Source organism: Streptomyces sp. NPDC091272, assembly GCF_044757485.1.
Lineage (GTDB): Bacteria > Actinomycetota > Actinomycetes > Streptomycetales > Streptomycetaceae > Streptomyces.
The window spans coordinates 176,515-200,251 of record NZ_JBIVVC010000001.1; the positions used below are offsets into that span (position 1 = coordinate 176,515).

The following is a 23,737-nucleotide window of genomic DNA, read 5'->3' on the forward strand; positions in this document are numbered from 1 at the left end:
GACAGCACCCACAGTGCTGTCACCCCGACGGGTTGAATCAGCTTTCGCCGGGAGTGCCGAGGACCTTCGTGCGGACCTGGTCCGCAGTCATCGCGCCGGCCCACACCCGGACTTCGTCCAAAGCGCCAGGAAGGAAGTGTCCCGTCGTTCCACCGGCCGCCCCGCGACCCACTGCGAGCGTGCCAGTCCCTTGCGTGAGTGACTTGAAGGCCGGGATACCGAAAGCGACTTGCTCGGCGTCGCCGACGTAGAGGTGGGTATTGCCTTCCTCTGGCGCCTTCGCGCCGTCGTAAATGCCAGTGACCTGGGTCCAGGTGTCAAGCTCGGCCGGCAGTTCCGCCTTTGCAGAGACTGTCTCGACCGGTTTGCCTGCGGCATCCACCCCGGTGCGGCTGAAGTTCCACAGGTAGGCGCCGTCGCCTTCCGTGCTCATTTTCTCCACCCAGAGGCTCCAGGAGGATTCCAAGCCACCGGATGCCGCTTGGCTGAAGACGGTCGCACGGTAGCCAATCGGCTTGGTGGCGAGTGTGGCCTTGTCGAGCCGTACTTCGGCCGTGACGGTGAAGGCGCCTGTTTCGTCGACGACAGGGCCGCTTGTGGAGAGGTATCCCGAGGCACCGTCGAATCCGACTTCGTTGTCCTCCGGGTTCGCCGTCGCGCCAGTGGCGGAGAGGTTCATTCCCTCCGCCGCATAGGAGGTCCACTCAGGAACGACGTTGTTCGCGGCGCCTGCCGCGTCCCAGTATCCGACGAGTGCGGTCTGGGGCACTGAGTCCTCCGTCAGAAGGGCCTCGTCCCGTACCTCGTCGACGCTCAATGCGCGCTGCCACAGCCGCATTTCGTCGATCCGTCCCAGAAAGTACTCTTGGTAGTTGCCCAGGGCCTTGGACCGGCCTATCTGCAGGTCGCCGGTGGAAACCCACGGGGTGTAGGCGGGCGCTGCGGTCGACAGCTTGACAGGGCTACCCTGCGGCCGGCCGTTGACGAACAGCTGGATGGTGTCATCGGCCGGGCTCGCAGTGTTCTTACTGTCGAACACGCCTGCCAGGTGCGTCCAGACGTTCTTGACCGGTCCTGCCGTGTCAGCGACCGACCTGATGTAGGTCGGACCGCTTTTGACATCGGCTGCGGTTCGGTTGAACACCCACTTCTTGTAGTCCTTGGAGTAGTAGAGCGTGAACGCCGAACCGTTCGTGCCCGGAGCTGCTGCCACCGCGTGGTTGACGGTGTCATCCTGCAGGAGGACCCATGCAGACAGGGTGAAGGAATCCTTGGAGTTCACCGGTGCACCTGCGGTGTTGGCGTACCCGAGACGTTTGGCAGGGTCGTCGATGTCGTCATTGAGCCGCAGGGAGTAGTCGTTGCGCGCCGTCTCGACGCCGCTGACGTCGCTGATGCTGGTGCCTCGGCGGCCCAGGACGGACCATGTCGCCGCGGTACCGGCCTGCTGTTGGAGGGTGGCAGCGTGCCGGGCCCCCTCAACGGCACTGTCCTTGGCGATGACTCCGGTTGTGCCCGGTGCACTGTCGTCGAAGTGCCACTGCCCGACCGGCCCTTGGGGTGACTGCACCTTGAAGAGGAACTCGGAGGGCGCGCCCCAACGTACCCGCCCTGCCGCGAGGTCGCTTGCCTCCACGGAGAGAACGTAGGTGCCCGAGAGGGTGGGGGTGACGTCGGTAACGGTGACGGTGGAACCGGGCACAGTCTTCGCGCCAGCCTGGGCAGAGGTCATCAGGCGCCAGCGATAGCTCTTGATGTCCTTGTCCGCCGCGTTCGGCTTGAAGGTGAAGGTGCCCGGCACACCGGGCCCCCCCTTGCCTTCGCACGTGGCGGCGCACTGGGTGTAGGGAGTGACCGAGGTGATGACCGGCGCCTTGGGCGCTCCCGCGTCGTAGGTGAAGTAGCACCATGGGGTGTAAGCAGAGAACAGCTCGGTGTTCTTTCCCGCATAACTGATGTGAGATTCAGTACGGGACTTCAAGCGGTAGAGGCCACCGTCGACCAACGCGGCGGTGGGCGCCTTCTCCAGCGTGCCGTCGACGTGCCAGCCGGGTTTGGGGCGGTAGTCCGCCCAGAACCGTGACCAGCTGCCACCTGGTTGGCCGTTGCTGCTGCGCTCGATCTCGAACTCTGCCTGGAGCTGGCCTCTTTCCTCGGTGGACTTGGGCTGCACTGCCGTTTCCACTGCTGCCTGAGCCGTCGGAGTCGGGATGGTCACCGTCGTCGGCGAGGCGGCGTTGGCGCTGCAATATTGCTGCGTTCCGTTGTTCGGAATGATTCCGGCCCTGGAGGGGGTGCCCGGCTTGGGTACGTAGACGACCTGGAGCTGGGCGTTGTCGTCGAACCGCTTCCAGGCGTTCGGGTCACCTTCGTCGCTGGCGCTCAGCCGCAGTGTGAGCCGAGAGAACTTTCCGTTCGCCAGGTTCTGAACGGAGGAGGTCAGGTTCTCGTCCGGCTCTGCCGGGTTGTCATGGAACTCCACCCAGGCATCAGGCTGGGAGGGGCTGCAGTTGTCTCCTCGTCCGGCCGAGACCCAGCGGTCGGCCATCAGATCCCGGTACGCAGGTCCCGGCCAGCGCGTGCCCGCAGAGATGTTGTCCGTCCGCGTCAGGTTCACCTGCCGGGCCGTGCAGTCCCACGACCAGGTCTCATACGCGCGGAACGTTGCGTCGAGAACCTGTTTGCCGGCCAGCTTCGTCGCGGCGAACTCGAAGTACATCCGGTTGACGTGGTAGGTGTCGCAGTAGTACGGACCGGACTGACTGCAGTTGCCGACTCCGTAGTCTCCGTCGAAGTCCCAGAAACGGTCACCGTCGGACGACAGCACCGTACGCTCGCTCAGGTCCAGGCCCAATGGCGGATCGATGAAGACCGGGTAGACGGTGTCCTGTCCGCGCAGCAGCTTCAGGTCAGTCTGGACGGAGACACTGCCCTGACCCACCTGGACCGGCAGGTCGGAGCTGGCGTCTCCCTTGTCCGGATGGTCTTCCTCCTGCTCAGGGGCATCCACCGCCATACCGTGCGGAGCCATGCCTCGCGCCGCCGACGCCGAAGGCCCGGGCTGACCGGACTGCCCGGACTGCCCGGACTTCCCAGCCGAGTCCCACATCAGGCCGGCCGGGCCGGAGAACACTCCGTTGCCGTCCATGTCGATGGCCCGAATACCACCCCCGGCGCCCGGAACGATTCGCAAACCGTCCGCCGACGAGGTCAGTTTGATCTGTTCCAGGGTGGGATTGGCAGCGGCTTCGGCCGACTTGACCACGAGGACCTGCCGGTAGCCTTCCGCAGTGGCTGTCAGCTTCAGGTCGACCCCCTTGAGCACCTCCGGGTAGGTTGCGGTGTCTTTGTCCAACGTCGGCTTGGGAAGCACCCCAGCCCAGCCCAGGGATACCGAGCCTTTCGCGTGGCCAAGACGAATCAGGTCCGCACCCTTGCCACCGCCGGAGAAATTGACGTCAGCCACCGCGGACTTCGGCCCGACACTGCCGTCGGCATGTTGCACCAAGGTCGTGTCGATCGCATGCCACGCGTCGTCCTTCCCCTTCGCGCGCTGCGGGGTCGTGTTCTGCGTCAGCGTGAACGTACCGTTGGGATTGGCAACGGTGGTCGTGTATTGCGATCGCTCTGTCTCCACCTCCACCGGCTCACCCGACGCTGCCGCTCGTGCCAGGGCGGAAGTCGCCCCGTCGGCTGTCGAGCCGGACGCTGCCGCCCGCCCCCCTGTCGTACCAGCCGCCGCAGCCGGAGTACCTACAACCAAAACGGCAGTAAGTACAGATATGCCCATTTTTCGACGCACGCGGCGTCGTTCCCGGACCCTCACACCCACCCCAACACTTACAGGATTTTTACAATTCGCGCCCAATATGTATGGGCCACGTAAGGGCGTCAAGTCGACGCTCGAGGCTCACTCCTGTGATTTGCTGGGGTGAATTGATGAGGCGTCAGGCCTGCTCACCTATTCGGAACCCTGGAATCCCCTTCTCTCACCCTGTGAATTCGGCTACGAAGTCGGCGATGAGAGCAGTCGCGCCACTTGGTCGAAATATTCGGTTTTGAGTACTTAGCAAATCGCTATAGCAAATTCGTGTGGGCATACCGGTGTTGGGCCTGTTTGCTCCAGTAGGGAAGAAAGCGTACTTACTCTCTGGTAGATGCGCATGAGGAACATTTGTTCCGATTCACGTGATCCTCGTACCCTTCAGTGCCGGGGGCGAGCCCGGAGCCCCGTCGCAAGGGGCCCTGCACCGGATCTCCGGACGGGGTTGGCCGCTGTGTTCACCGGCGCCGCGGCGGCCAGCTCGGTGAGACGTCGTTCGTCCCAGTGGACCGTTCCCGGCGGCGGGGTCAGTGCGCCCAGCTCGCTCAGTACCGGCCGGTCGGCCGCCTTGCTCGGGCGGGTGGCGTAGTCGAGGAACCCGGGAGCCGTCGGGGTGTCGGGGGCGTCCGTCTCCCGCACATCCAGCGCGGTGCTGGTACTCGACCTTCTTCGGGCGGAATTGCTCCGACTCCACTGAGGCACGCACGGCGGCCACAGCCAGCACGCGGCGCTGCTCGCGCCCCAGCAGTCGCGTACCGCTCGCGGGGGATCACGTGCACGGCTCGGGCGGCCGGGGCCCGGTGATGGATGCGCGCCGAGTGCGCGGAGCGGATGGTCTCAGCGAGTTGTCGGACCAAGGCCATCCGGTTGTAGCACGGCCGCCGCACAACGGGCCGCGTTCTCCACCGCCCGCAGGATCGACGCCTCCGACCCGCGCTCGTTCAGATGGAAGCGGACACGGGCGACCTCAGGCAACTCGCTGTGACTCGCCCTGTAGCCGGCACAGGTGGGTGCGGAGCCAAGGGCCGTCGGTGAAGCAGACGGCCTCGCCGACCCAGACCCGCCTGCCGTTCTCATCAATCACGGAGCCGTGCCAGCCCTTGAGTTCTGTACACGCCGCCCGGGGTGACGAAGAGGAGGCCGACCTCGCGGACGTGGCGGGTGAGTGCGGTGAAGGTGAAGTTCGATTAGGCGCCCAAGGATCGGCGGCCGTCAGCTTCTCCCCAATAGGCTCCAGACCACGGTGTCCGTGGTCGAACTCGGACCCGTGACCGTGGCCCACCGGCCTTGCCGCATGCGCAGTCCTCGCCCTTGGTCCTCTGTCACTCGCTCGTGGCTCTACACGCCGCGTTCGCCACATCACGGCCCTGAGATTCCCATCCGTGGCCTACGACAGGCGGTAAACCGTCGCGGCGGACAACAAGCGAAGGTGCCGGGGCGTGAAGAGGAATTCGTGGCGTAAGAGCGCCGTCGGTGCTTCTACGCGCCCCGCGTTCGTACGGGTTCGGCCGAAGACCTACTGGCCGTGGCGAAGGAGCTCCCGATATTCATGGAGGTCAGGGGCGGGGGACGGGGGCTCGATGGTGCTTGTCGTGGCACTACTGGTGATCGGCGGGGTTGCACTGGTGTCGCGTTGCGGGGGGCCGACGGCCTATCACCGGCCGTGTCGCCGTAGGCGCAAAGGAGTGTTCGCGCGTTGCCGGGACCACTCCTTCACGTTCGTCACGATCACCGATATGGCGGGGCTCGCTCTGTTCGGACTCGCCTTCGGCGTCTGGACGCTCTTCGGGGCGGCCGGCTGATGCCACGCCGGCGGAGCCAGGGAGGGTGGTCGGCAGTGCCCTGGTGGGCCTGGGGGGTGGCAGCCCTCGCCGGAGTGGGTGCACTGTGGCGTGCTGTCGTGGTCTGGCCGGTGTGGACGGGCGCGCTGCTCGCTGTCGGGGCGGCAGGGCTGGTGCTGAAGCCGGGCCGGCCTGCGGTACGGCGGTGGGTCCGCCGCTCGGTGCCGTCCGGTGCGGCCCTGCGCTACTCGCTGGCACATCTGGACGCCTTGGACCCGCGTGACTTCGAGCTGGCGGTCTGTTCCTTGCTGCGCCGCGACGGACTGAGTGCGAAGCACGTGGGGAGAGCAGGGGACAAAGGCGCTGACGTGCTCGTCGTCGACCGCTCACGAAGGCGGGTCGTGGTGCAGTGCAAGCGGCTGCGGCCGGACCGCCGGGTCGGTGATCAGGACGTGCAGCGGATCAACGGTACCTACCGTCATGATCATGGCGCCCAGTTCGCCGTGATCATGACCACCGGCGGCTTCACGGCAGCGGCCAGGGCGAGCGGCCCACGCTACGGAATCCACCTCGTGGACCGGGACGCCCTGCAGAGGTGGGCGGCCCAGGGCGAGCCGCTCTATCGAATACTTCGGGTGCTCGATGCGGGTGCCCGTCGAAGCCGTTGGTTGTCCAGATCTTGAGAGTTCGGGATCTCGCGCAGGGTGATCGTAGATCATTGCGGGGGGTCGGCTCGGCCGGCAACAAGGCCAACAAGAACAGCAGTTGACGTAGTGAGGGGAAACATGTCCGACGAGGTCGAGTCCGCACGCATCCTGGTATCCGGTGCCGATCCACGGCACGCGGAGCTGGAAGCCCGGGAGCTGCGCGACGTCCTGCACGAGTTGGACGGCGCCCAGGTGCGGTTCGCCGCGGCGGAGAAGTCCGACGGCGCCGAGGGAGCGAAAGGGGCGGAGCTCCTGACACCGGAGGTCGTGCTCGTCCTCACCACGGGCAGCTTCGGGGTGGCCGGAGCCGCCATCAGGGCTTGGGCGAGCGTCCGTCGGAGTCGAAAGGTGCGCATCGAGCATCCCGACGGCACCGTCACGGAGTTCCACGGCGGAGTCTCCGGACGCGAGGTGCGGTCGTTGCGTGAGGGCCAGGGGGAAGGCCCGGGTGCGGGACAGGGGTCCAGTCGATGAGCCGCAAGTACGCGTTACTCGTGGGGACCGCGGTCTACGGGGACGCAAACTTTCCCGCGCTTCCTTCCGTGCGCGCGGACGTCCACTACCTGAGCCAGGTCCTGGAGATGCCCGCGGTGGGCGGGTACGAGGAGTGCGTGCGCGTCGAGGACTCGTCGAAGTCTGCCATCAAGCAGGCCGTCGAGCATTTTCTCGGAGCACGTGAGCCTGACGAACTGGTCGTGCTCTATCTCAGCGGTCACGGCACCTACGACCGTGACGGGGGCCAGCTCTACTACGTCACCACGGACACCGAGGACGGCCGCGTACAGGAGACCGCCCTCGAAGCCTCTTACGTGACCGATCAGCTGGAGAAGTGCGCTGCCCGGCGCAAGGTTCTTCTGCTCGACTGCTGCTTCAGCGGCAGCGCGGTGCAGGGCTTTCGTAGCAAGGGCGCTTCGCGCTCGACCACGGCACCGGTCGTAGAGGCAGGTGGCGTCCACGTCATCACCGCGTCACAGCACTGGGAGCCCGCGTTCACCACCGATGCGGACCAGCCGTCCCAGTTCACCCGCGCGATCGTCGAAGGGCTGCATTCGGGCCAGGCGGATCTGGACGGCGACGGCCAGGTCTCGGCGAACGACCTGTTCCGGCACATCAGCCGCGACCTGCAGAAAGTGCCCGACGCGCGGCGGCAGACACCGACCCAGTCGAGTCTGCACGTCACCGGCGACATTTATCTGGCTCGTGCCTCCACCGGACGCCAAATTCCCGCCCTGAAGCCACTGCCCGCCGGTCACTGCGCAGTCGTCGACGAGTCAGGGGAGGCCGTACCGGCTCCGGTCAAGTCCACCGAGGCGACATACGACGACTCCGCGTTCACCGAAGCGGACTGGAACCACCTGCTGACGTACTACCAGTCCTGCCTGGAGGCCGAGAGCTCGACCGACCAGCTGCTCCCCCTCGCGGGCAGCGAACCTCCACGTGTGGTTTGGGCGGCGAAGGAAGAAGTCCTGCTCTCCGGCACGGAGACCTCGGTACAGGCACCCGAGGGCGTCGCTGATCTGGCAGAACGAGCCAGTAAGGACGGTGCCGACCTCTGGTACGGGTATCCCGTCGCTGTTCTCTACGACGGCAAGCGGCAGGTGTGCGCGCCGCTCGCCATGCGGCAGGTCGAAGTCGAACGCGATGCGCAGGGGCGCAATGTGGTCACACCCACGGGGCCGATCGCGCTGCATCCCAAACTCGTCCTCGAACGGTTGGGCAAGGACGAGGGAAATGAGCTGTTGGCCGCCTACCAACCCAATTGGCGGCCGGGGTTCCGGGAGGACATGGTCCGCGATCTGCGCAGCCTGCTGCAGGAGCTGGGGGTGTCCGACACGGAGCACCTCGACCCGGGATCGCTCGGCGACGGCAGCTCCTTGCGAGCCGCGCACGAAGGGGCCCGCAATGTGGCGATCGTCTTCGCCGCGCGATCTGACTCCGCCGCAACCGCGCAACTGCTGAAGGACTACAAGACGCTGTGCAAGAGCGTCGGACAGTTCTCCGGCACCGCGCTGGGCGCGTTCGCAGATGCGGGACTCGCCGAGGCCGACGAGAGCGCTGAGCGGGCGGTGCAGATCGTAGCTCCGCTCGAGATCAACGAAGGGCAGGAAGCCGTCATCCGGGCCGCCATGGTCCGCAGGCTCACCGTGGCTACCGGCCCACCCGGTACCGGCAAGAGTCAACTCATCGTCAACGCCGTCGCCACAGCCAGAGCGGCCGGTCAGACAGTGCTCGTGGCGTCGACCAACAACAAGGCGGTCGACGAGGTCTGGGAACGGTGCGAGGAACTGGTGCCCGGCCTTCTCGTGCGCACGGGCAACCAGATTGCCGTTGATCAGGAGCTCCGGACGCTGGAGCGGTTGCTGCGCAGCGTCCAGCCCGATCAGACCTCCCAGACGTATCGGGGTGAACTCCGCAACCACGTCCGCGCGCAGGACGCGGTGCGACGCCAGCTCGACGGCATCACCACCCTGGAGAGCCGGCTCGCCCACCTTGGGCGGCTGCGCTTCGACTACGCCGCACGACATCACGCCACTCCGGAGGAGGTCGCTGCGGCTCTCGGGGACGATGACGGCCTCCGCCGATGGCTGCGTCGAGCGCGTATGGCGGCCCGCCTCGGCTTCTTCGGCCACTGGTTGCGGAACCGGGGTCTCCGTGCCCTTTCCCCCTTGCCAGTACCGATGTCAGGGCGTCAGGACTTCACCGACCTGTTGTCCTTCGCGGAAGCCGAGTCCAGCTGGCGACAGACAAGCGGCCAAGGAGACACCGCGGTCGACGACGCTGAGCTCCTCGCGGCGCTGCGGGATTCCGACAGCCGGGTCCGCGAATCGGCAACGGCGGTGCTCCGGGCGTCAGTTGCCGAGCAGGCATTGATCGCCCGCTCGGGAATCCACGAGCGTGTCGACGCGGTCAAATCACGGTCGCCCCGGGAGTGGTCGACCCTGGACCGGATCCTGCCGCAGGTGTCCGGTTGGGCGGTCACCGCGCGGTCCCCCAGAAGGTTCCGGGACCGAGCCGCCCTCTTCGATTTGGTCATTGTCGACGAGGCGAGTCAGTGCTCCACGCCGGACGTACTGCCCCTGCTCTTCCGCGCACGCCGAGCCCTGGTGATCGGCGATCCCATGCAGTTGCAGCACATCACCACCCTTCAGCCGCGGCAGGAGGCCGAGGCGCACCGAGGGGCTGGGCTGCGGGCGAGCTGGCTCGACGAGCACCGGTTCGAGCACCGCCGATACTCGTCGTTCCACGCAGCCGCGCATGCGGCCGGGGAAACGCTGCTCCTCGACGAGCACTTTCGCTGCCACCCGGACATCGTCGACATCTCGAACCAGCGTTGCTACGGCGGGCGGCTCACGGTCCTCACCGACCCCCGGTCGCTGCGGCGACTGCAAGGGGTTGACGCGGTCCAGTGGCTCGATGTCACGGGAACGGCACGCAGGGGAACGAGCGGGTCGTGGCTCAACCACGAAGAGGCTGAGCGTGTTCACATCTCGATCGAGCGATTGCTCAAACGGTTGCCCGAAGGATCAACGGTGGGAGTAGTCACACCCTTTCGTGCACAGAAGGATCTGATTGCAGAGCGCTGGAAGCACGAGTCGCGCGTTCGGGTAGGCACGGTCCACACCTTCCAGGGAGGACAGCAGGACGTCATCCTGCTGTCGCTCGTGGCAGGGGTGAGAATGCGTCCCAGCGCGGTCAACTGGCTGACTCGCGAGATCAATCTGTGGAACGTCGCCATCACCCGTGCCCGCTCGCACCTCATCGTGTTCGGTGACCGTGACTTCTGGTCGGTCCGCGACGGCATGCCGCGCGCGCTGCTGGACGCGGCCGAGGCCAAAGCCAAGGCGGGTCCGACCTCGACGGACGCGAATTCCGGTGCCCACGAAGAGCTGGTCGGCGACCAGCTTCAACTCCTGCTGGCTGAGGACATCCCCGGCGTGCAACTGGACCGGAACGTCACCGCAGACGGCCACTCCTACGACTTCGACGTCCGGCGGAGCACCGGCAGGGCTGCCCAAGTCAGGCTGGACCACGGCGCAGCGGCCGACTCAGAGGGGGCCCGTCATCTGAGGCTGGCACTCCTGCGCGCCGCTCTGCTGCCCAACGCTGCGAGGCTTCCCGCGTGGCATGTGTGGGCGAGGCGAACAGGCCGAGTGACGGACCGGCTCGGCCACCCATGACGGCCACACGACGCCGACGGAGACCTCGGCGAACAGCCATGTGCGCCAAGATCTGCGCCGTACACTGGGATTGGGGGATTTCGATGACGTGACCTGCATGTGTTGTCGACCGCTACCGGTGTGTCAACACGCCGTGCGAGTCTCTCCGACCATCGTTCATCGCAGTCCGCCGGGAGCCCAACGTGCCGTACACGGCAGAGATCAGCCGCAGCAACCCCACGAGCATCATCTTCCTCGTCGATCAGTCGACCTCCATGAGCGACCCCATCGGCGGTGAGGTGCCGCAGCAGAAGGCCGATGTCGTCGCCGACGCCATCAACCGGCTCCTCACCGAACTGTCCGTCAAGTGCGCCAAGGAGGAGGGCGTGCGCGACTACTTCCACGTAGCGGTCATCGGGTACGGCGCGAGCGTCGGATCCGCGTTCGCCGGGGGCTTGGCCGGTCGGGACATTGTCCCTCTCAGCGAGGTCGCGGACAATCCGGCCCGGGTCGACGAGCGAAGCAAGAAGGTGTCCGACGGCGCCGGCGGCCTGGTCGAGACCGCCGTGAGCTTTCCGCTGTGGATGGACCCGTTGGCGCACGGTGGAACCCCGATGAACCGTGCCCTTCAGTACGCCGAGAACCTCGTCGCGGGATGGACCGAGCGCTACCCCGCCAGCTTCCCGCCCATTGTCATCAACCTGACGGACGGCGAGTCCACCGACGGCGACCCCACCTCGGCTGCTGAGGCCATCACGTCGCACGGCACCGCCGACGGAGCGGCGCTGCTGTTCAACCTGCACGTATCGGCCGCAGGGGGAACCCCCACTGCCTTCCCTGGTTCGACCGACGGCCTCCCCGACAACTACGCACGGACGCTGTTCGCGATGTCGAGCCCGTTGCCCAGCCACATGCGTTCGTACGCTGCCTCGCAAGGCCAGCGAGTCAGCGAGAGCACCCGTGGCTTCGTCTACAACGCGGACATCACGACAGTCGTGCAGTTCCTCGATATCGGCACCCGGGCCACTGAACTGCGGTGACGACTCCCACCTCATGCGTGTACATCACGCACCTCGTGGCTCCCAAACACGGCAGCACGGAGGCGGAATGCGAAGACGCCGTCACCGTGCTGCCGATACGCCCGCACGACTTCATGCTCCGGGAGCCGCTCACCGCGGGCGTCTGCGACGGGGCGACGGAGAGCGCACTGGCCAAGGACTGGGCCAGGCTGCTCTCCCGAGCCGCGGCCGAACATTCCATGGCATCGCCGGACCTGCTGGCAGGCGGCACCGCCTTCGAGGAGTTCGCGTCGGCTGCCGTGTCGCAGTGGGAGCCCTGGCTGGAGCAGTACACGCTGGCGCGCCACGAGCAGGGTCGCCCGTTGAAGTGGTACGAGCACACCAAGATCGCAGAAGGGGCCTATTCCACCCTGCTCACCGTGCGCGTCGACCAGGACGCCGAACTCCCGCTCACGTCGACTGAACCGGGCTGGCGATGGCGGGCTGCCGCACTCGGGGACAGCTGTCTGTTCCATGTGCGCGACAACCGGTTGGTTCAGGCATTTCCGGTGGAGTCCGTCGAGGAGTTCGGTACCACTCCCGACCTCTTCGGCAGCCGTAACCACGATGTAGCGTTGTTGTCCCGCCGTTCGCGCTTCGTCGAAGGTCGGTGCGGGCCCGGAGACCGGTTGTTCCTGATGACCGACGCACTGGCTGCGTGGCTCATGTCCGTGCAGGACCAGGAAGACGCGGTTGAGCAGTTGCTGGAGTTCGCGGGCCCCGAGGACCTGGAGCAGTTCAACAACTGGTTGAACCGAATGCGGGGTTGTGGGCAATTGCGTAATGACGACGTGGCGCTTGTACGGATCGATTTCGAGGGGCGATGAACGTGGGCCCGGCCACCGGCCCGCAGCGGCCGTTTCCGAGTGGTGCCCAGTACGCAGAGGCACTGCAGCATACGCAGTTGTGCTTCCAACATCCCGAACTTGTCGGCGCGCGGCCGGAGCTCACCAAGCTCGGTCTGCCCCGCGCCATCTCGGGCGCCTTCGCGAGCGTCTTCTCGCTGACCTCGGTCGACTCGGGCAAGCGTTACGCCATCAAGTGCTTCACCCGGAATGTCCCGGACCAGGAACGCCGTTACCAGGCCATCAGCGCGCGGCTTGCTCGGCTGGACCCGGCTGAACTGTCGCAGCGTTGGAATCTCGGATTCGAGTACCTTACTGACGCCATCAGCGTGGGGCCGCATCGCTATCCGGTACTGAAGATGGAGTGGGCTGAAGCCGTCACGTTGTCCTCGTGGCTCGACGACAACCATGCGCACCCGTCCGCTGTTGATCGTCTGGCCGACCGGTTCGAGGCGCTGACCCGCGATCTTGATGCTCTCGAGATTGCGCACGGTGACCTGCAACACGGCAATCTGCTCGTCGCAGATGACGACACGCTGCGCCTGGTCGACTACGACGGCATGTATGTCCCTGAGCTGGCCGGCATGAGCGGCACCGAAAGGGGACACCGCAATTACCAGTCACCTATGCGTGGGAACGACGATTTCGGGGCAGAACTCGACCGGTTCTCCGCCTGGGTGATTTTCCTTTCGCTCAAAGCGATCGCTTCCGACCCCGCCCTGTGGGGTCGCCTGCACGAGCCGCGCGGTGAGTTCCTGCTGCTCACCGAGGACGACTTCAAGAGTCCTGGCGGCTCCACGAGACTGCAGACGTTATTGGCGCATCCTGATCGGACGGTGGCTGGACTCGCGGACCAGCTGATGTCCTTGGCGGCCCAACCGTTGGATGCTCTGCCGCCTCTTGCCTTGGTCGTGCCCAAGCAACGCAGCACTGCGACAACCTCTGCTTCATCTGTTGCCGGCAACCCTCCTGCGTCCCCTGCTGCGGGCGGACTGCCGGGTTGGATGATGACCGGGCACGTCTCTGCGAAGGCCGCGCCGATCCCTCCCCGGCCCTCGGAGGCTGCTCCGTCCGGATTCCAAACCCGGACGCTGCTGGATGTTGTCGCTGCCGTGCTCTGTCCTCTGCTGGTGATCGCGACAGTCGTCATGTACGTCGCGGGGTTCTGGGCGTCACCGATCGGAGCAGGGGTGCCCGGGGCTGTCGCTGTGGCGCTCGCCGTGTTTGCCCGGAGCCGCCGCACGGAGAGGACGCAGCTGCGGGCCACTCTGAACAAGCTGACAGCTGAACTCGCGCAGCTCGACGACCCGGGCAAAGCGGCGGAGAAGCTACAGAAGGACCGGGCGAAGTTCGACGCGGCGGAAGCCAAGCGGGTCTCCGCTTTCCCGAAAGCCCAGGACAAAGTCACCGCTCGCTGCAATGCCGAGCTCAGAGAGGCCGAACAGCGCAAGGTCCGCAAGCAGCGTGACATCGACAGGAAGATCGACGGCCTCGCGGAGGAACTCCGTAGGGACCTGGCCAGGGCACTCGCCGACAAGCAGTCCGCGTATGTGCGGGACCGGCTTGGCCGGCAGCTGATCGCTCAGTCTCCACCCCCGGGCATTGGACCGAAACTCGCCTCGCGTCTGGCGGCGGCCGGCATCCGGACCGCGGCGGATTTCAAGGGCTACCGGCCTGTGCAGAACACGCACTACAACAGCACTGGTGCCGTCCTTGTGCTGAGCAACGGTGGTGTCGTCGACGTCAACGGCATCGGCGAGGCAAAGGCCATCGCTCTTGATGTCTGGCGAAAGCGCGTGGTTGCTGCGGTGGAAGCACGGCAACCGAACTCCCTCAGCATGTCGGAGCGTCAGCTGATCGAGAGGGACATCGCCCGTCGCGGGGCTCAGCTCCGCGATCGGCGCAAGGATGTGGAGTCGGAAACAGACACGCTGCGAGAGCAGGCGCACAAGCGGAAGAAGGAAGGTCTGGAGCGACTCAACCACGAGAACTTGCTCGCGGGTGATCAGGCCAGGCAGCGCCGTCAGGACTTCGGTCGGCGTGCGACGGACCTCCAGCAGAACAGTGTGCTCCACGGAGCGTTGAGCGACGCGGTTGCGACGGCGAGACTTCAGCAGCGCGGGCTGTCGCTCGGCTCCTATGTGCGGTTCCTCTACATCCTGCGCTGACATACCGTCACGTCGTCCGGTCGGTGTTCTACGCAGCAGCTCGAAGCACCAGCTCGGCGGCGCGCGGGGCACTCTGGCAGCGGGCGTTGAGACGGGTGGGGCGTGGCGTGAGCACCTCGTGCCCTCGCCCGAGCGCGGTGGCCCGGGACGTGCGGTCGCAGCAGTCGGATGCGGACATCTGCGGGCAGGCCGTCCCACGATACGGAGCAGCCGACGCCCTGTACCCGTCCGGGCGGGACGGCGGCCGGCCCGGTCCGCAGGCCATGCTTCTGCTCGACATGCACATGTTTGCCGGGGAGGCGCGGGTGAGCGTGGATGTGGATTCGGGTGCGGGTGCCTCTTCTGCCGGGGTACCGCCGAGGCTGTTGTGACCGCCGCGTCCGGGGCGCCGTTCAAGGCCGGGTCTGATCATGATTGTGCGTCGCGTACCAGCAGCGCGATCTGTACCCGGTTGTGGACGTCCAGCTTGGCGTAGAGGCTGCCGGTGTGCGCCTTGACCGTGGCGACACCGATGCCCAGGCGTCGGGCGATGTCGCGGTTGTCCAGGCCGTCCGCGATGGCCAGGGCGGTCTCGCGTTCCCGGTCGGTCAGCGCGGACAGTTTCGCCTGCGCGCCGCGGCGGGAGGTGTCGTGCGCGTGCGGGGAGTCCGTGGCCGCGGCGACCACCCGGGACATGGCAGCCGGGGACAGTACGTGCTCACCTGCCGCGACGGTCCTGACCGCGTCGAGGATGCGTGGCGGCGGAGTGTCCTTGAGGACGAATCCGAGAGCCCCGGCGCGCAGCGCACCGAGTACCAGGCCGTCGGAGTCGAACGTGGTCAGCATGAGCACCCCCGGGGGAGCCGGCCGGGCGAGGAGTTCGAGGGCCGCGCTGAGGCCGTCCCGGCCGGGCATCCGGATGTCCATCAGCACGACGTCCGGCCGGTGCCGGTCCACTGCGGCGATCGCGGCGTCCCCGTCGGCGGCCTCGCCCACGACGGTCAGATCGGGTTCACCGTCGATGACGAGCCGTAGCGCCAGCCGTACGAGCTGTTCGTCGTCGACCACACCGACACGCACCGGCTCCCGCTGGGTGTCCACTCAGGCGCTCTCTTCTTGGCGTGACCCTGGCCAGGGCAGTTGGGCGGCAAGGAGATACCCGTCGTCCGCCGTTGGGTGATGGATCAGCTCCCCGCCCACCAGGCTGACACGTTCCGCGAGTCCGAGCAGGCCGAACCCCGACGCCGGTGCTCCCGAAGGGGCCGCGGCGGCAGGAGAGTTGTGGACAGTGACGGCGAGTGCGTGGCCGGGTTTCCCTTCGAGGACCACGTGTACGCGAGACCCAGGGGCGTGCTTCGCTGCGTTGGTCAGCCCTTCCTGGACGGTCCGGTAGCAGGTGCGGCCGACGGATCGCGGGGGTGTTCCGGTTACGGAGTCGGTGAGCGTGACGTCCAGCCCCGCCGAGCGGGCATCGTCGAGAAGGTCGGGGATGTTCTCGACGGAGGGCTGCGAAGTCTCCGGCGGGTCCGCGGTCGTCCTCAGTACGCCCAGGACGTCGCGGAGTTCCTCCAGCGCCTGGTGGGAGCTCTGCGCGATTCCGCGGATCAGCGTGCCGCTGTCCTCGGGGGTGAGGTCGGGGCGGTGATCGAGCACCGCGGCCTGCATGGCCACCAGGGAAATCCGGTGGGCGAGCACGTCGTGCATCTCGCGGGCGATCCTGTTGCGCTCCGTCGCCCGCGCCTGGGCCGTGCGGGCGGACTGTTCCCGTTCCGCGCTCCGCGCCTGTTCTTGCAAGGACCGCACCTCGGCGCGCCGCGCGCCGACGGCCACGCCCACGGCCACCGCGATTCCCCCGGTCAGTACTGGGAACAGTAGTTGGGCCCACCAGACCGTCGGCAGGCCGAGAGCCGCATAGGGCGCCAACGCGAACTGGAACGCGCCGACATGGACCAGCACGGCGGCCCCGATCTCCAGCGGGCGGCGACGCGCGGAGAGGGAGACCATGCCCAGCAGCGCCGCGCCGGTCGCGAGCGCCGAAACGGCGGAGACGAGCGTGACCGTCAGGACGACGGCCAGCGGGAACCGACGGCGCCACCACAGCGCGGTCAGACAGCAGAGAGCAACCAGCGGATCCCCGACGCGGAACCAGAGGTGGGGGCCGGCCACCTGCCCGTGGTGCACCAGCACACCGGCGGTGAGCCACACCGGTACGCCGGCGGCTACGGCGGCCGCCAGCCGCCAGGCCTGCTGACGTCCCGCGAGACGTGGCGCGAGGTCTGTCTTCACCGGGTCATTGTCGCGGGTGAGCCCACCCTGCGCGTCGGACCGCGGGCGGAGACGTACCCCTGCCGGAGTCGAACTCCGAGTCCGCCCGCGGTCGTGGTGGGTTCCGCCGATGGGGGACAACGTGACGGGCGGGGACTTCGCGCCGGACGGGGTCGGGAGTCGGCCTTGGGCGGGGCGGGGCGGGGCGGTGGCCGGTGGCGGGGCGATGGGCTTGGGCGAGGCGATGGCCCGTGCGAAGAGCCGGCCGAGGGCTCCGCGAGGGCGGGGACTTCGTGCCGGCCGGGGGCGACTCGACGGCGGGGAGCTCGCAGCGGTGTCCGCGAGGGAGCCGACTGCGACGGCGGACCGTCGCGCCGGCCGGGGGCGACTCGGCGGCCGGGGGCCTCGCAGCGGTGTCCGTGACGGGCGGACCCTCGTGCCAGCCTCCCCGGCAGTTATCGCGCCTCAGCCGGTGCCCGCTTCAGGCGCCCGTCCGCGAGGGAGCCGACTGCGCCGGCGGACCGTCGCGCCAGCCGGGGGCGACTCGACGGCCAGGGGCCTCGCAGCGGTGTCCGCGACGGCGGGCCCTCGTGCCGACCTCGCCCCCCGGCAGCCGGAGCCTCAGCCGGCTCCCGCTCCGCGGACCCCGTCCGCAAGGGAGCCGACCGCGTCGCCGATCGTGCCTCCCGTGGCATCGCGTACGGCCCGCGCCAAGCGGTGGATCACGTCGGCTTCGAGGTTCCCGGCGGGGCCGCCACGTGTCGCTGCGGCGCCGAACTCCTCGTGCACGACCCGTATCGCGGCGGACGCCGCCGCAGCGTGCAGGCGTACCTCCAGGTCGTCGGCCGGCCGGCACAGGCGCCTCGCGACGATCCCGGTCAGCTCGCGCGCCACCTGGTCGCCGGCCATCAGCCAGGCCGTACGGATCGAAGGCTCGTGCTCCGCCAGCCGGATCATCCTGACCGCGAGCAAGGTGTCCGCCTGTTCGACGGCGTCGGCGACGGCGTCGGCGTCGGCGGCGTTCTCGTACCTGGCCGCCTCAGCGGTCAGGTGGCTCTCCAGGGAGAGATGGCGTGGCCAGCTCCGCAGGGCGCGCATCTCCCGTTCCACGCCCTGTGTGACGATCGGTTCGGCGCAGCTCTCCTTGTTGCGGAAGTGGCGCCAGACCGTACGAGTGGACAGGCCGACCGCCTCGGCGATCCGGTCGCCGCTGGTCGCGGCCACCCCGTACTCCCAGAACAGGCGGGACGCCGCCCTGGAGATCTCCAGGCGCAGCAGCCGGCGCCGCTGCTCGCTCGTCCCGTTCCCGCCACGCCCGGCCGCGGCCGGGCAGGTCACCTCAGATCTCCGGCGCAGGCTTCGGCCAGCGCAGCCGCGATGTCCGTGACCAGTCCCGCGACGGGATCGTGGGTGAGCTCCGTCATCCGCAGCTGGCCGCCGAGGGTGACCACGCCGAGAACGTGCTCCCCGCGGAGTTGAGTGATCTGCCCCGGGCCCCACAGGGCGGTGAGCGTGCTCGCGCTCCGTCGATTCGGCTGTGCCACACCGAGGTTGGTGATCTGGATGTCCGCGGCGGTGGCCGCGCCCATCATCGCTTCGGCCTGTTCGGCACTGGCCGGGGCGTGTTCCGCCAGCGCCGCACCCGCGGCCTTGAGCGCGGCCGGGTGCCGCTGCCGGGCGAGCGACGCGCGGGTGGCGCGGGCCAGCTTCCAGAAGTCGTCCGCCTCGTGCGCCTCGCTCGCGGTCCTGGCACCCGCGAAGCGGTTGACCACCTCGTCGGGCAGGTCGCAGGCGCGGCGCAGGTCCATCGGGGTCAGCACCCGTACGAACTCCCGGCCGCGCCGGTGGAAGGCCACCGCGGCGGCGGTGCAGAGCGCGGCATGTACCGAGGTGCTCTCCCGCCGGCACCGGTCGACGAGCCGGGTGGTCAGCTCACGGTCGAGCGCCAGAGCTTGCAGGTGCGGCAACTCTCCTGAGGAGGGGATGAGTTCGCCGCCCGTGTGCATGCGCGGATCGTCCGCCGCCGCGGTGGCGGCGGCGGGGGCAGGACCGGAGCCGCGGCCGGGGCCGATACGAGGGCCGGGACCGGGACCAGGACCGGGGCCAGCGCCTGGACCACCGCCGGCAGGGCCGGGGTCGGCACCGGCGTCCGGGTTCGCGGCAACGCGGGCGAGCAGGTCCTCCAGCGTCTCCGGAACGCAGCCGGGACCCGGTTCCGCACCGTCCAGCACCGCCACCAGGTCCAGCAGCGCCCGCAGAGCGCCGACCCCGTCGGTGATCTGGTGGGCGAAGGTGAGCACGAGGTCGCACCGCCCGCCCCGCGGCACCAGGACGGCGCGTACCGAAGGACCGTCCGGAGCCGGGGGAAGCGGGCGGATCTGTTCGTCCGTCACGACGGCTTGCCAGGGCGTGCCGTCGGCGCGTGTCGTCACCGGGATCGCGCCGCCGGTCCTGCGGTAGACAGCCTGGGGCGTGGTGCGGTCCACCATCACCCCGAGCATCGGATGGCGGGTGCGCAACTTCGTCAGGGCCGCAGCCAGTTCGACTTCCGTCACGTGCCGGTCGAGCTCCGCCACCAGGGAGAACTGGAGCGGGTTGTGGTGCATGTAGAGGTCGATGGTGCGCTCGAACGCGCCCAGCGGCCGGACCGTTTCGCCATGGCTCGATGTCACCGTGTCCTCCTTCCTGTCTGCCTCGGCCGGGGTGGTCAGCCGTGCTTGGCGGGCAGCAGACCGATCGCCTTCAGTCGCTTGTTGGAGCTGCGGGCGGCCCAGGCGACCACCAGGAGGGCCAGGGCGAGCAGCGGGAAGCCCATGGCGATCTTGGCGAAGCCCAGCGAGCCGACCTGATCGGTCACGTAGAAGTACTGCTGCACGGCGAACCGCGCACCGAAGACGACGGCCAGCACCAGGGTGGCGATGTCGTAGTAGAGCCGCGAGCGCTTGTCCGCGCGCCAGACGTCGCCCTTGCCGGAGGCCACGTTCCAGATCACACCTGCCAGCGGCCGGCGCACCAGGACGGAGCCGAGGAAGAGGACGGCGCCCGCCAGGCTCGCCCAGATGCCGATCAGGAAGTAGTCCTTCGCCGAGCCGGTGAACCACACGATGCCGGCGGCGACGGCGACACCGAACACCCCGCCGATCGCGGGCTGTACCGATTCCTTGCGCACCAGTCGCCACAGGCCGATGGCCAACGCTACGCCGAGGGCGGCGATGACCGCCATCCGCATGCCGCCCAGGCTGTTGGCGACAACGAAGGCCACCGCGGGCAGCGCCGAGTAGATGACTCCCTCGGTGCCGCCGGCCTGGTCGAGGACCGAGGGACGCGGCTGGGGTGTCGTCTGCTCCACCTGAGTGGCGGGCTCCGTCTCCAGGGAGCTCTTGGTGTTCATGGTCTTCGTGGTCTTTGTGGTCTTCATGGTGGTCACTTCTCCGAGTTCGTTCTGGGGTGCAGGATGCGATCTCGTTGTGTCACTAAGTGAAACCTTGTCATTAAGTGACACGACTGGCTACCCCGCCTCGGAGTGATGCGCATCACATGTCGACCCACGCTTCGTTCGGCTGCCCCGGCAAGGCGCCCGTACCCCCTCGCTTCAGGGCCCCGAAGCGACGGGGGTGGGGGCTCGGGACCCGGACACACGCACGGGTGGGCCTGCCGAAAGCGTCGGCAGGCCCACCCGGGTCAGGAAAAAGTACGGTCAGTAGATGTTGGCCTCGATCTCGGAGCCGTCCCCGCGTGCCGCATTGATCTGTGCGCGCAGCGAGATCTCGTCGTAGACCCGGACCTCCTTGACGATGCGGCCCCCCTGGATCAGGAACTGCGAGACGCCGAGAACCGTGACCGGCTTTCCGGTCAGGGGGCCGAAGGCGGGGGTGCCGCGGTAGGTGCCGTGCATGGTCCACAGGACGGCCACGCGCAGGCCCGCGTACCGCGGGGAGTGGTTGGTCTGGATGTCACGGACGGCGAACCGCGCGTCGGGGAAGGGGCCCACCATGGACAGGAGGTCGCTCTGGTAGCGGTCCGGGCGTATGACGGTGCGGTCGCCGACGGTGTGCAGGAAGAGGTCACGGTCCATGAACTCGGGGACCTTGTTCAGCCGGCGCTGCGACCACACCTGGTCGATGAACTCCAGCACCATCTCGCACTCGGGGCGGAACTCGTCCGGGCGCGGACCGCTGACCCCTTCCGCCAGCACGTCCTTCGGCGGTGCGTCGAGCATGGAGCCGCTGTACCCCTGGAAGGTCAGCCCACGCGCGACCTCGTCCGGGTCCAGGCCGCGCTGCAGGCAGTCGGCCAGGTCGTCACGTACCACCCATTCCTCCACCATCCGGCCGCGGCGGTAGAGGCAGTTGGCGACCGTACGCTTGCGGATGCGGACGTTGCGGCCGTCCACGAGGTGCTCGTCGGCGGAGAAGACCAGGTGGGAGCTGAGGAAGGCGTCGTCGCCGCGCGCCTCCCACACCACGTCCTCCGCCTGGCCGATGTGTCCGGGCGTGCTGCCCATGCGGATGGTGGTGCCCTCGATGACGCCGTCACGGCCGACGACCGTACCGAGACTGGCGTGCACGATGGAGTCGGGCTCGTAGTTCTCGACGATGTGGGCGATGTCGCGGTCGACCCAGATGCGGTCGGTGACCTCGCGGATGAAGTCGTCGGGGTCCTGGTAGGGGAGGTATGCGACGGGGTCGAGCGGCATGGTGCTTCCGTTCTTCTCAGGTCTTCTCGGGTCTTCTCGGGTCTTCTCAGGGCGGTGAATGCGTATGTAGGGGTTGGGTCCGGAGGGTAACCGGCCGGTGCCTGGGGCTGGTTGGTGGGGTCGGGCCGCCGGTGGGTCAGCGGGCGAACTTGTCGTCGCCCAGCTGACTCCGGTACGTCTCCTTCATGAAGGTGCTCACCACGACGAGGGCCAGGACGGCGGCCACGGCGAGGTAGACCCAGACGGCATAGATGGTGTCGAAGGTGCTGACCAGCAGCGTCGCGACGAACGGCGTGATGCCCATGAAGATGGAGAACGAGCTGTTGTACGCGATGGCGCCGGCGCTGAACCGGGTGCGGGTGGCGAAGAGTTCGGCCACACACACGGTGACGATGCCCGTGAGGAAGAACTCCGGGACGATGTAGATGAGTTGGCTGGCCACGGCCGCGCCGAAGGTGCCGTGCTCACCCACCCAGAACGCCAGCGGCACCAGCACGATGCAGGCGACGGCGCCGGTGATCAGCATGGGCTTGCGGCCGATGCGGTCCGACAGCATGCCGGCCAGCGGCAGGAACGGGATCAGGACGGCGATGGAGATTGCGTTCGACGCGAGCCCCATCCAGCGTGGCAGCCCCAGGGTGTCGGTCAGGTACTGCGGATAGAACGTGACCCAGGTGTACGAGAGGATCGCGAGCATGATCGAGATCCCGCAGAAGACCAGGATCGGCCGCCACTGCGAGCGAAGGGCCTCGCGGATCGGGGACTTGACGACGTCCGTGCCCTCGGCGGTCGCGCGGACGAACTCCGGGGTCTCCTCGATGTGCCGGCGCAGCACGATCCCGACCAGGCTGAGCGGGATGGCCAGCAGGAACGGCAGCCGCCAGCCGTACGAGTCCAGCGCCGCGCCCTCGAACGCCCAACTGGTCAGGGCCGCGACCCCGGCGCCGGCGAGGGTGCCGACGAAGCAGCTGTTCGAGGCGTACGAGGTGTAGTAGCCCCGCCGGTTGGGCTCCGCCCACTCCACGATGAACGCGACGGCTCCGACGTACTCGCCGCCGGAGACGGCCCCTTGGGCGACACGGAGCAGCAGGAGCAGTACCGGTGCGCCGATGCCGATCTGCTGGTACGTGGGCAGTACCGCGATCAGCGCGGTGGCCACGCCCATCGCCACGATGGTCCACAGCAGTGTCTTCTTGCGGCCGACCCGGTCGCCCCAACGGCCCACGAGGGTGCCGCCGAGCGGCCGGAACAGACAGGCGACGGCGATGATCGCGTACGTGCCCAGCACCGCCGCGGTCCTGTTGCCGGAGGGGAAGAACGCGGGGGCCATGATCGGGGCCATGTAGCCGTACAGGCCGTAGTCGAACTGCTCGATGAAATTGCCGATGCTGCCGGCGCCGATGGCTTTACGTATTGCCTTCCGCTTGTGCAGATCAACCTGGGGGGAGGTGACGGCCGGACTGGGGGGCGCTGCGGCGGACATGGCTTCTCCGATCGCGCAAATGAGGAATGCATACGTATGAACTGCTCGTGAACACTAGGGATTCGGATCGGGGGGCGTCAAGGGTTTCCCGGGGCGGAAACGGTGGCCTCGGGGGTGGCCCGCGAGGGGGATCCGGCGGCGGTTGTGGGAGGGGTTCCGGCGGTGGTTCCGCGGTCGGTTCCGACCGTGGTACCGCGAGCGCTTCCGGGGGTGGTGGTGCGACGGCTCCGGGGGAGCGGCTGCCGTGGGCGGGTGGGGGCCCGGGGGCGGGAAGTGCGCGCGGGAGCTGGGCACTTGACGCCTACGCGGCACGGGGGTGTGGCGCCACTGCGGGCGGTGCGCGGTCGGTGCGCGGTCGGTGCTCGCGGGGGTCGGTGGGGGTGGGGTGGTGCTCGTGGCGGCACGGTCGATCGGGGGTGGTCGGCTCTGTCGAGCGGAGACGGCCGGCCTGTCGATCTAGGGCGGCAGGTGCGGGGATACGTGTTGCCGCGCGCTGGGGGCGGTGACGGCCGTCGAGGCAGGGGGTGTGCGGTGTGTGCCGCGTGCCCTTGGGGTTGGGGGTGCGCGTGGTGGTGGCCGGGGTTGGTGGCGTCGGCGGTGGGCCCTGGGGGCCCACCGGCAGGGCGGGTAGGCCGGGAGCGGGGCTGCCTCCGGGGTGGGTAGGTCGGGGCAGGGCCTGTTCCTGCGGGTGGGCAGGCCGGGGAGGGGGCCGGTCCTGCGGGTGGTCGGTGCGTGAGGAGGGCCCACCCCTGCTTGGTCGGGCCGGGAAGGGGCC

At 68.2% G+C, this 23,737-nt stretch carries 15 protein-coding genes; 6 read left to right on the forward strand and 9 right to left on the reverse strand.

Annotated features, from left to right (window positions below):
* Positions 1 to 37: 37 nt before the first annotated feature.
* Together ACIQM4_RS00675 and ACIQM4_RS00680 are read right to left on the reverse strand one after the other, a co-directional pair.
* Positions 38 to 3,643: a LamG domain-containing protein gene (locus ACIQM4_RS00675; protein ID WP_401584022.1), complete on the reverse strand. Its 3,606-nt coding sequence runs from the start codon at positions 3,641 to 3,643 to the stop codon at positions 38 to 40.
* Positions 3,644 to 4,204: 561 nt separating this feature from the next.
* Positions 4,205 to 4,462 (reverse strand): hypothetical protein, encoded by a 258-nt coding sequence (locus ACIQM4_RS00680; protein WP_401584025.1) that lies wholly within the window; start codon positions 4,460 to 4,462, stop codon positions 4,205 to 4,207.
* 1,198 nt (positions 4,463 to 5,660) lie between these two features.
* Between ACIQM4_RS00680 and ACIQM4_RS00685 the strand changes: the two genes are divergently transcribed.
* From ACIQM4_RS00685 to ACIQM4_RS00710, 6 genes are all read left to right on the forward strand, one after another.
* Positions 5,661 to 6,287 (forward strand): restriction endonuclease, encoded by a 627-nt coding sequence (locus tag ACIQM4_RS00685; protein ID WP_401584028.1) that lies wholly within the window; start codon positions 5,661 to 5,663, stop codon positions 6,285 to 6,287.
* 102 nt (positions 6,288 to 6,389) lie between these two features.
* Entirely contained in the window at positions 6,390 to 6,785 is a 396-nt protein-coding gene (locus ACIQM4_RS00690) for a hypothetical protein (protein ID WP_401584031.1), read from the forward strand.
* Positions 6,782 to 10,489: an AAA domain-containing protein gene (locus ACIQM4_RS00695; protein ID WP_401584034.1), complete on the forward strand. Its 3,708-nt coding sequence runs from the start codon at positions 6,782 to 6,784 to the stop codon at positions 10,487 to 10,489. Before ACIQM4_RS00690 ends, ACIQM4_RS00695 begins: the two co-directional genes overlap by 4 nt.
* A 182-nt stretch (positions 10,490 to 10,671) precedes the next feature.
* The gene (locus ACIQM4_RS00700) at positions 10,672 to 11,508 is read left to right on the forward strand and encodes a vWA domain-containing protein (RefSeq protein ID WP_401584036.1); all 837 of its coding nucleotides are present in this window, start codon (positions 10,672 to 10,674) and stop codon (positions 11,506 to 11,508) included.
* Between the two features lie 17 nt (positions 11,509 to 11,525).
* Positions 11,526 to 12,353 (forward strand): hypothetical protein, encoded by an 828-nt coding sequence (locus ACIQM4_RS00705; RefSeq protein WP_401584039.1) that lies wholly within the window; start codon positions 11,526 to 11,528, stop codon positions 12,351 to 12,353.
* The gene (locus ACIQM4_RS00710) at positions 12,350 to 14,539 is read left to right on the forward strand and encodes a hypothetical protein (RefSeq protein WP_401584041.1); all 2,190 of its coding nucleotides are present in this window, start codon (positions 12,350 to 12,352) and stop codon (positions 14,537 to 14,539) included. The genes ACIQM4_RS00705 and ACIQM4_RS00710 overlap by 4 nt, the downstream gene beginning before the upstream one ends.
* Before the next feature lie 408 nt (positions 14,540 to 14,947).
* On the opposite strand, the gene ACIQM4_RS00715 is transcribed toward ACIQM4_RS00710, so the two are convergent.
* The 7 genes from ACIQM4_RS00715 to ACIQM4_RS00745 form a co-directional block, all read right to left on the reverse strand.
* Entirely contained in the window at positions 14,948 to 15,619 is a 672-nt protein-coding gene (locus ACIQM4_RS00715) for a response regulator (RefSeq protein WP_401584043.1), read from the reverse strand.
* Complete coding sequence (locus tag ACIQM4_RS00720) at positions 15,620 to 16,804, reverse strand: sensor histidine kinase (RefSeq protein ID WP_401584046.1); 1,185 nt, start codon at positions 16,802 to 16,804, stop codon at positions 15,620 to 15,622.
* Between the two features lie 600 nt (positions 16,805 to 17,404).
* Positions 17,405 to 18,121, reverse strand: a complete 717-nt coding sequence (locus tag ACIQM4_RS00725) for a TetR/AcrR family transcriptional regulator (protein ID WP_401584049.1) — start codon at positions 18,119 to 18,121, stop codon at positions 17,405 to 17,407.
* Positions 18,118 to 19,455, reverse strand: a complete 1,338-nt coding sequence (locus ACIQM4_RS00730) for a peptide synthetase (protein WP_401584052.1) — start codon at positions 19,453 to 19,455, stop codon at positions 18,118 to 18,120. The genes ACIQM4_RS00725 and ACIQM4_RS00730 overlap by 4 nt, the downstream gene beginning before the upstream one ends.
* 35 nt (positions 19,456 to 19,490) lie before the next feature.
* Positions 19,491 to 20,201: a DUF3159 domain-containing protein gene (locus tag ACIQM4_RS00735; RefSeq protein ID WP_401584054.1), complete on the reverse strand. Its 711-nt coding sequence runs from the start codon at positions 20,199 to 20,201 to the stop codon at positions 19,491 to 19,493.
* 279 nt (positions 20,202 to 20,480) lie between these two features.
* Positions 20,481 to 21,479, reverse strand: a complete 999-nt coding sequence (locus ACIQM4_RS00740) for an ester cyclase (protein ID WP_401584057.1) — start codon at positions 21,477 to 21,479, stop codon at positions 20,481 to 20,483.
* 136 nt (positions 21,480 to 21,615) lie between these two features.
* Positions 21,616 to 22,962, reverse strand: a complete 1,347-nt coding sequence (locus ACIQM4_RS00745; protein ID WP_401584058.1) for an MFS transporter — start codon at positions 22,960 to 22,962, stop codon at positions 21,616 to 21,618.
* Positions 22,963 to 23,737: the final 775 nt, after the last annotated feature.